This window comes from Bradyrhizobium sp. B097 (assembly GCF_038957035.1).
GTDB lineage: Bacteria > Pseudomonadota > Alphaproteobacteria > Rhizobiales > Xanthobacteraceae > Bradyrhizobium.
This window is the reverse complement of record NZ_CP152412.1, coordinates 435,625-450,091: the sequence shown is the minus strand read 5'-3', so window position 1 is coordinate 450,091 and position 14,467 is coordinate 435,625. Positions and strand designations below refer to the sequence as shown.

Sequence of the window (14,467 nt, the reverse complement as noted above, 5' to 3'; positions counted from 1 at the left end):
GATCACCGGCAGATTTCCGACGGAGCGTCGAGCAACCCGGCTCCGTGCGGGCCGGGTCGCCCGAATGATCCTCATGCCATCGCCAGCCGCGCACTGGGAGCAGGCCGCATCGACAGCAGCAACAGCAATCCCGACAACACGTAGAGCGCCATCACGAAGTACATGCTGTAGATGTTGTCGCCGGTGCCTCGCACGATCAGTCCATTGATCGAAGGGCTGATCGCCGGACCGAGGTTGCCGAGACTGCTGATCAGCGCAAGCCCTCCGGCGGCGGCGCCGGTGGAAAGATATTCGCTGGTCAGCGCGAAGAACAGCGGCGTCGCCGACGCAATTCCGATCACCGCAAAGGACAGCGCAAGGATTGATCCGACGAGGTTGCCTTGCAGCATCGTGGTGATGAACAGGCCGAAAGCGGCGATCGCGACGCAGGCGGCATAGTGCCAGCGACGCTCGTGCCACTTGTCGGAGTGGCGGCCGATCAGGATCATGCCAATGACGCCGGCGGCATTCGGGATCGCGGCATAAACGCCGACAAGGAACAGATCCTTGACACCCCAGCTCTGGATCAGGGTCGGCATCCAGAACACCATCGTATAAGTCGCGCCGAGCAGGAGGAGATAGACGAACGACAGCACATAGACCTTGGGGTCCTTCAGCATCTGCCCGAACGTTCCAGAGGGTTCGCTCGCGATGTCTTTCTCATCGTGCTGGAAGGTATCTTCGAGCAGGGCTTTCTCGTCCTTCGAGAGCCACGCGGCCTGCGCGGGCTTGTCCTCGAGCAAGGCGTAAACCAGGATGCCAAGAATCAACGCCGGCAGACCCTGGACGAGGAACAGCCACTGCCAGCCGTGAAGGCCGCCGGCACCGTCGAGATATTTCAAGATCGAGCCGCATAGCGGGCCGGCGATCACAGACACGATCGTTGTCGCCGACATGAAGGTGGCGATCACCTGCCCGCGCCGCGCCGACGGATACCAATAGGTGAAGTACAGAATCACGCCGGGAAAGAAGCCGGCCTCGAACACACCGAGCAGGAACCGGACGAGATAGAACTGGAACGGCGTCGACACGAACATCATGGCGGCGGCCGCGAGCCCCCATAGCACCATGATGCGCAGCAGGGTCTTACGCGCACCGATCCGCTCCAGCAGCAGGTTGCTCGGCACCTCGAACAGAAAATATCCGACGAAGAAGATGCCTGCGCCCAGACCGTAGACCGCATCGTCGAACGGCAGCGTCTGCTTCATCTGCAGCTGTGCGTAGCCGATATTGATGCGGTCGAGATAGGCGATCATATAGGCGATCAACAAAAGCGGGATCAGGCGCCAATCGATCTTCGAGAACAGGGATTTGTGCGCCGGGCTTTCCAGTACCGACAGAGATCCCTTTGCGGCGGGTGGGTGCATCCTGGTGTCCTCCAAATGTTCTTTTGATTCCGGCGCCGAGCGGGAGACCGCGGTGGCGTCCCCAGCCCCGGCGATGTGACGCGTTGAAGGCCCGGGCGCCTAGCTGGCCCGGCTCGCCTTGTCGTTTGCGGCGGCCGGCGGCACCTCGTCTGTCTGGATGACCGTCACCGACGCCGCGGCCGCCGATGCCGCCTTCGGTTGAGCCGCAGCCTGCGTTGTCAGCTCGACGATCTCGGCCTCGACCGGCGGCAGGGCTTCGATCGCGCGCAAGGCCGCCCGGAGATGCTCGATCATCTCGTAGGACTCGTCCTGCGTGAGGACGCGCCGGCATGCCGTCAGACCGAATTCGAGCAGGCCGGCATAGCTGTGCACCGTGATGTTCAGCGCGCTGCCGTGATAGGGGATCGAGACCGGGAAATAATGCACCATCCGTGCGCCGGCCATGTAGAGATTCTGCCCTGGTCCCGGCACATTGGAGATCAGCACGTTGCCCGCCGCCGGCATGCGGCTGGCGAGGTTGGAGCGCCCAAGCAGTGAGGCGAGCCCGGTCATCAGCCACGGCGAACCCGTGATCGGCACATCGACACCGAGCACCGGCTTGAGTTCGCGCACCACCGCCTTGGCCGCCTCGGATGACGCATGGATCGCCTTGAAGCGGGTCGGCAGGTCATCGATATCGGTCGCCAGGTCGACGCGTACCGCGGAGACCTGGTTGTTCATCGCCTTGTCGCCTTCGGCACGCAGGCTAACCGGCACCATCGCGATCAGGGCCTCCTTGGGCAGCAGGCCGCGCTCGGCGAGGAAGCGTTGCAGCGCGATGCTGCACATCGCCATGACGATGGTGTTGACGGTGCCGCCGACACGCTTGCCCAGGACCTTGATGTCGGCAAGCGGCAACGACATCGTACTGTAGGAGCGCTGATTGGTGATGGAGTCGTTGAACACCGTCTTCGGGGCCAGCCCGAGGCTGAGCGAGCGCTCCCCCTTTTGCGACCGCTGGCTGGCAACCACGCTCGCGGCCGTGCCGAGCGCCTTGGCCGCCGTCGGCAGGAGCTCCGCGAGCTTGCGATATTGCTGGGCCGCGTTGTTGGCCGCCGCCTGCAATAGCTCGGTCACGCCGAGCTGGTATTGCACGGCGGCGCGCTTGCGCCGTGGCGGCGGCACCTCGCGCATCTTGGGCGAGACATCATAGAGCACCTTGGCGAGTTCGACACCGGCCTTGCCGTCGACGCCGCTGTGATGCGCCTTGGTGTAGAACGCGACCTGGCCGTTCTCGAGGCCATCGATGACATACATCTCCCACAGCGGACGGCTGCGGTCGAGCAGCGAGGCGTGCAACCGCGCAACGAGTTGCTCGAGCTGCGCCATGGTGCCTGGCCGCCGCAAGGTGACGGTCCGCACATGATAATCGAGCTCGATATCATCGTCCTCGATCCAGACCGGCTCCGCGAGCTGGAAGGGCATCTGCGCCAGTTTGCGGTTCAGCAATGCCGAGAGATGGAGACGCTTGCCGAGCATCTCCTTGACATCCTCGTAGTAGTCGCCCTGATAGCCCTCGGGGAGATCGAAGACCATCAAGCTGCCGACATGCATCGGCGTCTCCGGCGTTTCGAGATGCAGGAACGATGCATCCATGCTGCTGAGTTGATCCATTCTTCCCTCCGATAACTCTGTGACGGCGATCGCCGTCTTGATGACCGTATGCCGATATCTCGCGCGTCACGGTCATTGCATTGCGGTCAGGCCTGATACCTCTCCGCCGCTGCCGATCCGGTTCACGCAGGCGCTCTCAGGCCCGCGCCCGGGCCGCGCGCTCTTCCTCGTCGTACAGCTCCTTCTTCGAAAGCTTGCCGACCGCGGTCTTCGGCAGTTCGGCGCGAATATCGAGCGCCTGCACCATCTCGTGCTTGCCGAGCTTGTCCTTCAGGAACGCCTGCAGCTCTTCGAGCTTGAACGGCTTGGCATCCGCCTTCAGCTTGATGAACGCCTTCGGCGACTGGCCGCGATATTCGTCACGGATGCCGATCACGGCGACCTCCTCGACCGCCGGATATTTGTAGATCGCCTCCTCGAGGACGCGCGGATACACGTTGAATCCGCTGCACAGGAGCATGTCCTTGGTGCGGTCCACGATGAAGATGAAGCCATCCTCATCCATGTAGCCGACGTCGCCGGTGCGCAGGTAGCCGTCTGCGGTCGTCACCTCGGCAGTGGCGTCCGGCTTGTTCCAGTAGCCCTTCATGACATTCGGGCCCTTGATGCAGATCTCGCCGCGCTCGCCGAGCGGGACGTATCCGCTGCCGTCGTCGACGTTGAGGAACTTGATGACGATGCCGGGCATCGGCATGCCGCAGGAGCCGGCCTTGCGCATGGCGCCATGCTGCGCCGGCGTGTAGGTGCCACTCGGCGAGGTCTCGGTCATGCCCCAGCCTTCACTCAAATTGCAGCCGGTGATCGAGGCAAATTGCTGCGCCACCTCGAGCGGCAGCGGCGCGCCGCCGGATCCGCAATATTTCAGCGCGCGCAGGCTGTGCTTCGGCGTCTCCGGATGGTTGATCAGCGCGGTGAACATGGTCGGGACCCCGCAGAAGACACTGACCGACTTCGTCGAGATTTCCTCGAGCGCGGCTTTCGGATCGAAACGGACGTGCTGGATGATCTCCGCACCCATCAAGACGCCGAACAGCACGTTCACGGAAAGCGCGTAGATGTGGAACGGTGGCAAGACGGCCAGGAAGCGCTCTTGCCCATCGACCAACACCGGTGGCGAGCCGGCCGTGGTCGCCCGGTACTGCTGGCACGCGCTGGTCAGGTTGGCGTGGGTGAGCATCGCCCCCTTCGGCAACCCTGTCGTCCCGCCGGTGTATTGCAGCACGGCGATCGTCTCGCGCGGATCATCGATCGGATAGGCCCGGTAGGCGCCATCATTATGGGTCAGCTGGCCGAAGCTGATGTGATGATCATCCCAGGCGACTTCGCTCAGCTGCTTGGTCGCCTTCATCTCGTTGACGACGGTGTCGGGGTCGGCCGTGATCTCGCCAAGCGAGCCGACCACCAGCTTCTTCAATCTCGTCTTGCCCAGCATCGCCGCCATCTGCGGATAGAGCGAAACCATGTCGAGCGTGATCAGGATGTCGGTCTTGCTGTCCTCGATCTTGTGTTCGAGCACCATGGCGGCGTCCAGCGGCGAGTAATTGACCGCCGTGCCACCTGCCTTGAGGATGCCGAAAAACGAGATGATGTAGTGCGGCGTGTTGGGCAGATAGAGGCCGACATGAACGCCCGGCTTCACGCCGAGCAGCTGCAGCCCCTTGGCCACACGATCGGTGAGCCGCCCGAGCTCGGCATAGCTGATCCGCTTGCCCATGAAATCGATCGCGGGACGATCCGGCCATTTGGCAACGGCATCGCCCAATATCTTCTGCACGGGTCCGGCAGCGATCTCGATGTCCCAGCGCACGCCGTCGGGATAGGATCGGATCCAGGGCATGTCGTTCATGAGATCTCTCCCTTCTATGGTCTCTCGGATCAGACGGCGGTCACGCCGCCGTCGACCGCGATGGTCTGGCCGGTGATGAATGCACAGGCATCGGAGGCGAGGAGCGCGGCGACGCCCTTGAGGTCTTCGGGGCCGCCCTCGCGATTCATCGGCGCCATATGCGCGGTCGCGCTCTGGTCGAGCTGCGCGGTCATCTTGGTCGGGAAATAGCCCGGCGCGATCGCGTTGACGTTGATGCCGAGCGGCGCCCATTCATTGGCGAGCGTGCGGGTCAGGTTGACGACCGCGCCTTTGCTCGTGTTGTAGGCCAGCGTCGGCGTGCCTTCCGGATAGCAGCCGGTAAGGCCCTGGATCGACGCGATGTTGATCACCTTACCGCTCCGCCGCGGCACCATGCAGCGGCGGCCGACCTCCTGGGTGGCGATGAAGATCGCGGTTACATTCAGGTTGATCACCTTGTTCCAGCCGTCGAGCGTATGCTCGATCGTGGCGGCACCCCAGGACGTCCCGGCATTGTTGACGAGGATGTCGATCGGGCCCAGCGCGGCCACGACCTGCTCGATCATCGGCGCGATTGTCTCCAGCCTGCCCATGTCGCAAACCACCGGGAGCGCCTCGATGCCAAGCCCTTTGAGGTGAGCAGCCGCGGCATCGAGCTCATCCCGCTTGCGCGCGGTGATCGCGACCTTGGCGCCGAGCTCGCCCAGCACCTCGGCGATCTGAAGACCGAGACCTCGCGATCCGCCCGTGACGAGCGCGACGCGACCCGTCAAGTCCTGCAACTTGGCCAGACTCATGGCTTTCCCCCGATGGTTGGCGCCTCGCACGCGCAGCACTACTTCGGCTGCAACAGCTTCTGAAGGTTCGTAAGGTTCTCCTGCATGCGCTCCTGCATGACCTTCCAGGCGTTGTTGCGCGCCTGCGCCTCCAGCTGCGACAGCTCGCGGAAATCCGCGACCGCCTTCTCGACCTGCTGTCTGGCGGTCTCCGTCTGCTTCGTCATGGCTTCACCGCTCGCGAAGCCCTTCATCGCCGCCTGCCACTGCGCGAGCGTCTCCTGCAGGATCTCGTTGCGCCGGCTGACCAGCGCCTGGATGCCTTCGTAGGCCTGCCGGTTCGCCTCCACCAACGCTTCCATGTCCTTGCGCTGCCACTCGACCAACGCGGCCATATCGAACCCGGGCAGCGCGAACTTCTCGGCCATTTTCTTCAGATCGCCGAGCCACGGCATCGCGCCCGTGCCACCTGCGTCGGATTGCCTGTCATCGGTCCCCATCGACGTCCTCCCTCTGGTGCTTGGCTGGCGGCGCCGAAACGCCGATCCTTGGACTACGCGTCAGGCCGCCGGCCAGCGCGGCCGAAACAGGGCGACGCTGTCATTGGCTCGATCCGGATCGGGGTAAACCATGCCGCGGAGACCGCTGCGGTCGAATGGCGACCATTCACCCTCCCCGAGCGCGAGCCGGTCCGCGATCGCATAGAGCACGGCCGGATTGTGTCCGAGCCCGCAATGACTGCCTTCGACCTCGATGTTCTGCGTCCGGTCGGCATGCTGCTCGCGGCAACCCCACCACGAGACGATGCCGTCGGTGCGTGAGTAGATCGCCGTGCTCGGTACCGGCGGCGGCAACTTCATCATGTCCCTGTCGGGCCAGTCGTCGACCTGGCGCTCGCTCAGGATCTCGTAGAGACGCCAGGCATTGCTTGCCTTCGGCTCGTTGGCGAACGGGCTGCCGAGCGTGATCACCTGGCGGACCAGATCGGGTGTGCGCCGCGCAATCTCGCGGGCAAAGACGCCGCCGAGGCTCCAGCCGATCAGGCTGACCTTGCGCTTGTATCGCTCGGCAAGCTCGGCCAGCCTTGCGTCCATGGCTGCCTCGACGCCGGGACGCGGTCCGCGATTGGGTCCAAGCTTCCAGCCATGTACTGCGTAGCCTTGCGCCTTCAGGTAGGCGCGCAACGGTCGCGTCGAGATATCGCTGGCGGAGAGCCCCGGCAATACGAGGACCGGATGTCCGTCGCCGCGCGGCGCGCGGCGAAGCAGCGGGTAGCTTGCGAAGAACGCCTGCAGCTCCCAGATCCCACGCACCTCGAGCGCGAGCAGCAATTGCGACGGCGGCGCAGAGCGGTCGACGACCGTATTCATGCAGAATGTCCCCTCCCGGATCATGCAGTGTGTCCCGCACGACCCGACATTTTATGATTGCTGCCTCGCTCCGCGAGCGGCTCCGTGCGGACCCGATCGCGCAACCGCGCATCCTCTTGGTCTCAAAACGCTATCGAGCGGGTCAGACCCGTAAAAGGTGCAATTGGCCCGCTTGACCGGTTAGTTTGGGACATCCGCCAATAAATCTTGCGTCCCTGCTGCGATGCTTGATGCCGGGCGATCGCGGAAGTCCGAAGGGCTCTTGCCGGTCCAGCGGACAAAAGCGTGACGGAAGTTCGCCGCGTCGCTGTAACCGAGCCGCGCGGCGATCTCGTCATTGGTCATTTGCGTGTTGCGCAGATAGCCGACGGCGAGCTGCATACGGACCTCGGAGACGATCTGCCGGTAGGTTTTCCGCTGCAGCTGTAGCCTGCGGCGGAACGTCCGCGGATGAATCGCGAGTTCCGCCGCCATTGCCTCGATGCTCGGAAAGCGGCCGGGATGCTCGACGAGCCGTCGCCGGATGTCGGCGGCGAGGCCGTCGTCCCGCGCGACATGATCGAACAGCTGATCATAGAATCGACCTGCCGTCGCCCTGGTCATCTCGTCGGGGCAGACCGCCGGACGGTCGATCCAGGCCGCGTCGAATTCCAGTGCGTTCTTGCACTGACCGAACTCGACCGGACACTGGAAGATGCGATCGTAGGTCCCGGCATGCGGCGGCGGCGCATAGGCGGCGCTCAGCTTCGAGAAACGGAACGAGCTGCCATAGACGTCACGGCTCAGCGTCTGATAGGTCGCAAAGGCGAATTCAAGCGCGAAGCGATAGACGTCATCGGCCGGATCGCGTGAGAGCAGAGGCTCGAGCAGACAGCTCACCGTATCGTCCTTGCGGGCAAGGTCGATGTCGGCGACCGTTCCGAGGATGCGACCATACTTGGCCGCGAAGTCGATGACTTCGGCTCGGGTCCGGCTGCTCAGCATGGCATAGCCATACATGCCGTAAGCCATGACATGCATTCGTTCTCCGGCGCGAAACGCGACCGACGGATCCCGCGACAGCCGCATCGCATTGCGAAAGACCGTCGCGACCTGCCGATAGGAGACGCGTACCGACGAATCCCTCAGGTCGGCACGCGTCAAATTGGCCCCGCCGAGCGCGCGTGACGCGGAGATCCCGTCCTCGGCCAGGACGTCCACCACCGCAGCGATCCGTTGCGGCGAATAGAGACACTGCAGGAGATTTGGTGACGGGTGATACACGAGCTTCCTCGTCCGCCTTGCGCGCCCGTTTCCGGTCCCGCAATCCGGGAGGGTAGTAAGCCGGACCAGGCAGCGGAAGGTTCGATTGGTCGCGTTTGGGGGTGAGTTCCGGACAAGACCGGCCAAAAGAAAGACCGCCGAGGGAGGGCGGTCCAGGTTGGGAGAACGCGATCGCGAGCGCAACCACGGCGCCGAGCTTACGCGCGCTTCGGCCGCGCAAAAGGTTCGATTGAACCAATTTGCCGGTGAACTACGGACAGAGCCGGCGAAGCGTCGCTTGGATATCTCGGGCTCTAAAGACCCGCGTCGCCCCGGAACTCGGATGGATTTCTGCCGGTCCAGCGCGAAAAGGCGTGACGGAAGTTGGCCGCGTCGCTGTAGCCGAGGCGGCTCGCGATCTCCTCATTGGTCATGCGCGTCTTGCGCAGATACTCGATCGCGAGCCGCATGCGCACCTCCGCAAGCAAGCCGCGATATGAGGTTCCCTCCGCCTCGAGCCTGCGCCGCAGCGCGCGGGGATAGATGTCGAGCTGCTCGGCGATCGCCTCGATACTTGGATAACTGCCGGGCTGCTCGATCAGTATCCGGCGGATATCGGCGGCAACGCCGCCGGCGCGGTTCACCTCGCCGAGGATCTCCTCGCACATCTCCCGCGCCATGGCGTGGGTACGCGGATTTGCCAGCGCCCGCGGGCCGTCATTGCGTACGTATTCGTATCCACAGTGATGCTGATTGAACAGAATTGGGCATCCGAAAAGATCACGATACGCCGCTGTGGGCTGCGGCGGCGCATAGTCGAGCAGCACGCGCGAGAACCCGAAGCCCTGACCGGAGCGGTCGCGAATGGTCGTCAGATGCGCGGCCAGTGCGAACTCCACCGCGAAGCGATGCACACTCTCGGTCGGATTCGGCCAGTGCATGGGTTGGAACGTCGCCACCACCGTCCCACCATCATAAGAGAGGCCAAAATCGCAGAAGGGACCCACCACGCGGATGTATCGCGCTGCGAAGTCGCGGGCCTCCGCGTGGGTCGCACTGCTCAGCAGCGCGTATCCGTACATGCCATAGGCGGTAACATGCATTCGCGCGCCGGAGCGCAGCGCGATGGCGGGGTCCCTTGCCAGTTGCAGCGCATTGCGGATCACCGTGTCCAGCTGCCGATAGGATATTCGCGTCGTATGCGACTCGAGCTGGCCGATCACAAGCCCGGTGCCCTCGAGAACCTCAGATGGATCAATGCCCTGCTCGCGAAGCTCGGCCGCGATGGCCGCGATCGAATGAGGCGGGAAGATTCGCTGCGCGAAGCTGGGCAGCATTCGGCTCGGCGATTGGCTTGCGTGCGAGTCTTGCCTAGTCATTCCGATCGCATGTCCCTCGCATTCCGCGCGTTCCCGCTCCACGATTGATTTACCGCTCCAAGCGTAAGCCCGATCGCGTGCGCGACGCAATGATCGGGTACCCGCGCGCTGCGCGCGCCGCATTCCGCGTCCGGAAGTCACCCGGTCGGCGGTCCAATCGCACCTTTCTCCGCCTCGCGAGATCGCTAGGCTCGCGATGCCTTGCTCGACAACCGGCACGCAGCCGGAGGGCCCGCACGGACCACGGCAAGCGCCATCAAGGGAGGAGCGGATGCGACGGGAGGACATTCTCAAGCAGCTGACGACGCCAATCGGCGCCCCGGCATTTCCCCGCGGGCCGTTTCGCTTCACCAACCGCGAATACCTCAACATCCTGTATCGCACCGACATCGAGGCGTTGCGCGCCGTCGTTCCCGAGCCGCTCGAGATCGACGATCCGCTGGTCCGCTGGGAAATCATGCGGATGCCCGACACCTCCGGTCTCGGCGACTACACCGAATGCGGCCAGGCCGTCCAGGTGCGCCTTGGCGACGAAAAGGGTGAGTACCTGCACGCGATGTACCTCGATAGCCTGCCGGCGCTGGCGTCCGGCCGCGAAATCAGCGGCTATCCCAAGGTGATCGGCAAGCCGAAGCTCTATATCGATTCCGACACGCTGGTCGGCACAATGGATTATGGCAGCCTGCGCGTGGCCACCGCGACGATGGGTTACAAGCACCGCGCGCTGGACCTCGAAAAGGCAAAGGCCGAGATCTGCGTACCGACCTTCATGCTGAAGATCCTGTGGACCTATGACAGTCCGAAGCCGGCGGGCGAGCCGCGCATCTGCGAGCTGCTGCGCTCCGAGATCACCGACATCACCGTCAAGGGCGCCTGGACCGGCCCGGCCCGGCTGGAGCTGTTCGCCCACGCATTGGCCCCGATGGCCGATTTTCCGGTGCGCGAGATCGTCGCGTGCAGCCACATCATGACCGACTTGACGCTGTCCCGCGCCAAGCGCTGCCACAACTATCTCGATCAGCCGCGGTAAGCGGACACGTCGGAGAAAGCCATGCCATCATCCGCAGATCGCGCAGCGGCGCTCAACCGCTATCGCAATGTGTGCGTTATCGGGGCCGGAGTCATCGGCTCCTCCTGGGCGGCGCTGTTTCTCGCGCACGGGCTCAATGTCGTGATCAACGATCCGCAGCCCGGCATCGAGGCCACGACCAAAGACGCCCTGATCAAGATCGCGCCGACATTGCTGAAGCTCGGCCTGCCGCACGAGGGGTTGGAGCGCAACCTGCGCTTCGAGCCGGATCTTGCGCGCGCCGTCGCCGGTGCCGACCTCGTGCAGGAGAACGGCCCGGAGAAACCCGAATGGAAACAGCAGCTCTGGGCACAGATCGAGGCAGCGGTGCCGAGGCATGCGTTGCTGTTGTCGTCGAGCTCGGCGCGGCCGGCCACCGAGCAGGCGCAGGAGATGAAGGATGCCAGCCGGCTGCTCGTCGGTCATCCCTTCAACCCGCCGCATCTGATCCCGCTCGTCGAGGTCGTTCCCGGCGAGCAAACCGATCCGCAGGCCACCGCCGACGCCGTGGCGTTCTACGAGGCGCTCGGCAAGGTGCCGCGGGTGCTCAAAAAGGAGATTCAGGGCTTTGTCGCCAACCGGCTGCAGCGCGCGATCATGCGCGAGGCCTGCTATCTCGTGCAGGAAGGTGTCGTGACGGTCGACGAGTTGGACGACATCGTCACCAGCTCGATCGGGTTGCGCTGGGCCGTGAACGGGCCGTTCAGCTCGTTCCACATGGGCGGCGGACCGAAGGGACTCGAATCGTTCTTCCAGCACCTCGGCAAGAACATGGCCGCGTCGTTCAAGGTGATTCCGCAGGTCGATCTCGACGAGGCGCTACAGCGCAGGATCATCGACCAGGCCGCGGCGTCTTTCGGCAGGACGCCGATCCCGCGGATGGAGCGCGAACGTGACGACACGCAGGTGGCGCTGCTGCACGTACTGGCGGCACGCAACGGCAAGGATCGCACATAGTCGAGCTCTCAAAGCTGCGCGCGCTCGCAGACACAGGCGCTCGCGATCTTTCGGAATCCAGACGCGCCCGGGAGGATCCTCGGGCATCAAGCGGAGACGAACGCTCATGAGCATCTTCGAGGGATTGAAGGTCATCGACTGCGGCAGCTTCATCGCCGCGCCAACCGCCGCGACACTGTTGGGAGACTTCGGCGCCGACGTGATCAAGATCGAGCCGCCCGGCGCAGGCGACGCGTTCCGTCAGGTGCCGAAGCTGCCGGGCATGCCGAGATCGGACCAACCCTATGGCTGGTTGCTCGACAACCGCAACAAGCGCGGCCTTGCGCTGGATCTATCGAAGCCCGAAGGCCAGGCGGTGCTGCATCGCCTGGCCTCCACCGCCGATGTCTTCATCACCAATTATCCGCTTGCCGTCCGCAGGAAGCTCGCGATCAGCTACGAGCGACTTGCCGCGGCGAATGATCGGCTGATCTACGCATCCTTCACCGGCTATGGCGAAACCGGCGACGAGGCGGGAAAGCCGGGCTTCGATGTCACTGCCTACTGGGCGCGTTCGGGCCTGATGGACATGGTGCGAAGCGACGCCAGTACGCCGCCGGCGCGGGCGCTCGCCGGCATGGGTGATCACCCGTCGGGCGTTTCGCTGTTCGCGGCCGTCGCGGTGGCGCTGTATCAACGCGAGCGCACCGGCCGCGGCACCCAGGTCGGCTCCTCGCTGCTCGCCAACGGCGTCTGGTCGAACGGCATCATGGCGCAGGCGGCGCTGTGCGGGGCGACGTTCACGCCGCGGCCACCACGCGAGAATTTGTTCAATGCGCTCGGCTGCTACTACCGCTGCCGCGACGGCCGCTGGCTGCTGCTCGCGATCGTCAACGAGCAGCGTGACTTTCCGACCGTGGCGAAATGCCTCGGCCTCGACGACCTGCTCACTGATCCGCGCTTTGCCAAGCAGGCCGATCGCTTCGCCCGTTCCGCGGAACTGATCGCACTGTTCGACGCGGCATTCGCGACACGGGACCGGGACGAATGGCGGGCGCGCCTCGATGAAGCAGGGGTCGTCTTCGAATGCGTTGCCGAGATGGGCGACCTGTGCACCGACCGGCAAATGCTGGCATCCGGCGTGCTGGTGCCGTTCGAGAACGACGAGATGCTGACCATCGACAGCCCGTTCTTTGTCGACGGTGCGACCAAGGTGAAGCCGCGCAAGGCGCCCGCGGTCGGCGAGCACAGCACGCAGATCTTGCGCGAGGCCGGCTACGATGACGCGGCCATCGCCGGGATGCGCGAAAACAAGATCCTGGCATGATACGCTGACCACCGGCCGCCTTCATCGCGCGCACAAGAAAAAGGCCGCGCCCTCGGGTGAGGAGCGCGGCCAGTCTCGAGGCGCCCGAACCGGGGGGCACCACAGCGGCGATGCGGCGCAGCTGAGGTTCGGAGGACGCCCCCGAGCAGAAACGATCAGCGCCCGACGCGTCCGTTACTTCTTGACCAGCCATCGCGCTTACTGTCGATCGCCAATCTATGCGTGGAGTTCGACCACGAGGAGGTTCGACGAGGCCGGTTCGGAGGTGACTTATGGACAGCGCGGCGTAACGAACGGTCAGACGGAGCGTTGTCCTGCCAGCGCGGTCTTCACATCGGCGAAGAGACCCGGAAGTCGGAGGGGCTCTTTCCGGTCCAGCGGATGAAGGCATGCCGGAAGTTGGCGGCGTCGCTATAGCCCAGCCGGTTCGCGATCTCCTCGTTGGTCATCGCGGTCTTGCGCAGATATTCGATCGCAAGCCGCGTCCGCACCTCGGCGAGCAGCTCACGATATGATGTATCCTCCGCTTCGAGCCTCCGCCGCAGCGCGCGAGGATGCATCGAAAGCCTCTCGGCGATCGCCTCGATGTTCGGATACCTGCCGGGCTGCTCGATCAGCACCCGCCTGACATCGGCAGCGATCCCGCCGGCATGATTGACCTCGGACAACACCTGCTCGCACATCTCGCGCGCCATTCCGTGGGTGCGAGAATCCGCCAACGCCACCGGCCCGTCGGCCTGCGACAGCTGGTACCTGTACTCGTTGCCGCGCTGGCGAAACAAGACCGGGCAGTCAAAGATCACCTGGTAGGCGCGGGCATGCGCCGGTTCGCCATAGGCGAGGGAAATCTGCGAGAAGCGGAATGACTCGCCCGCCAGGTCCTTCATCGTTGTCAAATGCGACGAAAGGGCGAACTCGGCTGCGAAGCGATGCACGTCCTGCGTCGGATTCGGCCAATGCAACGGCTCGAACGCACAGACGACCGCCGCGCCGTCATACGAGTATTTCGCATCGCACAGTGGGCCAACGACCCGAAGGTATCGATTGGCGAAGGCGCGCGCATCGTCATAGGTCGCGCTGCTCAGCAATGCATATCCGTACATTCCGTGCGCCGTCACCCGCATGCGCTGTCCGGCATGGAGTGCAACGGTCGGTTCGTTCGACAGCCGCAATGCGTTGCGAACCACGATGTCGATCTGCCGGTACGAGATACGCGTCGTGTGAGCTTCGAGCTGATCCTCGGTCAAGCCGGTGCCCGCCAGCGCCACGGACGATCGAACCTGTTGCCTGCCGAGCTCGGCGATGATGGCAGCAATCAGCTGCGCCGAATACACATGCTGGTCGAAATCCGGCGGCAATTGACATTCCGGCACGGCGTCTCGCAGACGCCTTCCAGCGCTCATGGTCGTATTCCTCCCTAGGCTTGGAGTCTTGCTTAAATCGAAATCATTCGCAATGCTGGC

12 protein-coding genes are annotated in these 14,467 nt (G+C 64.2%); 3 read left to right on the top strand and 9 right to left on the bottom strand.

Features of this window, described 5'->3' with window-relative positions; genetic code table 11:
- Positions 1-71: 71 nt before the first annotated feature.
- From AAFG07_RS02125 to AAFG07_RS02090, 8 genes are all read right to left on the bottom strand, one after another.
- Entirely contained in the window at positions 72-1,406 is a 1,335-nt protein-coding gene (locus tag AAFG07_RS02125) for an MFS transporter (RefSeq protein ID WP_342725799.1), read from the bottom strand.
- 99 nt (positions 1,407-1,505) lie between these two features.
- Positions 1,506-3,059 (bottom strand): wax ester/triacylglycerol synthase family O-acyltransferase, encoded by a 1,554-nt coding sequence (locus tag AAFG07_RS02120; protein ID WP_342725798.1) that lies wholly within the window; start codon positions 3,057-3,059, stop codon positions 1,506-1,508.
- A 136-nt stretch (positions 3,060-3,195) separates the two neighbouring features.
- Positions 3,196-4,905 (bottom strand): long-chain fatty acid--CoA ligase, encoded by a 1,710-nt coding sequence (locus AAFG07_RS02115; protein WP_342725797.1) that lies wholly within the window; start codon positions 4,903-4,905, stop codon positions 3,196-3,198.
- Between the two features lie 29 nt (positions 4,906-4,934).
- A complete protein-coding gene (locus AAFG07_RS02110; protein WP_342708499.1) occupies positions 4,935-5,702 on the bottom strand; it encodes an SDR family oxidoreductase in 768 nt (255 codons plus the stop codon).
- A 38-nt stretch (positions 5,703-5,740) separates the two neighbouring features.
- A complete protein-coding gene (locus AAFG07_RS02105) occupies positions 5,741-6,181 on the bottom strand; it encodes a phasin family protein (RefSeq protein WP_342725796.1) in 441 nt (146 codons plus the stop codon).
- Positions 6,182-6,241: 60 nt separating this feature from the next.
- Complete coding sequence (locus tag AAFG07_RS02100) at positions 6,242-7,051, bottom strand: alpha/beta hydrolase (RefSeq protein WP_342725795.1); 810 nt, start codon at positions 7,049-7,051, stop codon at positions 6,242-6,244.
- A gap of 180 nt (positions 7,052-7,231) precedes the next feature.
- A complete protein-coding gene (locus AAFG07_RS02095) occupies positions 7,232-8,314 on the bottom strand; it encodes an AraC family transcriptional regulator (RefSeq protein ID WP_342725794.1) in 1,083 nt (360 codons plus the stop codon).
- 293 nt (positions 8,315-8,607) lie between these two features.
- The gene (locus AAFG07_RS02090) at positions 8,608-9,630 is read right to left on the bottom strand and encodes an AraC family transcriptional regulator (RefSeq protein ID WP_342725793.1); all 1,023 of its coding nucleotides are present in this window, start codon (positions 9,628-9,630) and stop codon (positions 8,608-8,610) included.
- Between the two features lie 313 nt (positions 9,631-9,943).
- Here AAFG07_RS02090 and AAFG07_RS02085 point away from each other — a divergent pair, with 313 nt between their 5' ends.
- The 3 genes from AAFG07_RS02085 (at position 9,944) to AAFG07_RS02075 (ending at position 13,004) form a co-directional block, all read left to right on the top strand.
- On the top strand, positions 9,944-10,702 hold the full coding sequence (locus AAFG07_RS02085) for an acetoacetate decarboxylase (protein WP_342725792.1): 759 nt from the start codon (positions 9,944-9,946) through the stop codon (positions 10,700-10,702).
- Positions 10,703-10,723: 21 nt separating this feature from the next.
- Positions 10,724-11,698 (top strand): 3-hydroxyacyl-CoA dehydrogenase NAD-binding domain-containing protein, encoded by a 975-nt coding sequence (locus AAFG07_RS02080; protein ID WP_342725791.1) that lies wholly within the window; start codon positions 10,724-10,726, stop codon positions 11,696-11,698.
- 106 nt (positions 11,699-11,804) lie between these two features.
- On the top strand, positions 11,805-13,004 hold the full coding sequence (locus AAFG07_RS02075) for a CoA transferase (RefSeq protein ID WP_342725790.1): 1,200 nt from the start codon (positions 11,805-11,807) through the stop codon (positions 13,002-13,004).
- Between the two features lie 329 nt (positions 13,005-13,333).
- On the opposite strand, the gene AAFG07_RS02070 is transcribed toward AAFG07_RS02075, so the two are convergent.
- On the bottom strand, positions 13,334-14,407 hold the full coding sequence (locus AAFG07_RS02070; protein WP_212316675.1) for an AraC family transcriptional regulator: 1,074 nt from the start codon (positions 14,405-14,407) through the stop codon (positions 13,334-13,336).
- Positions 14,408-14,467: the final 60 nt, after the last annotated feature.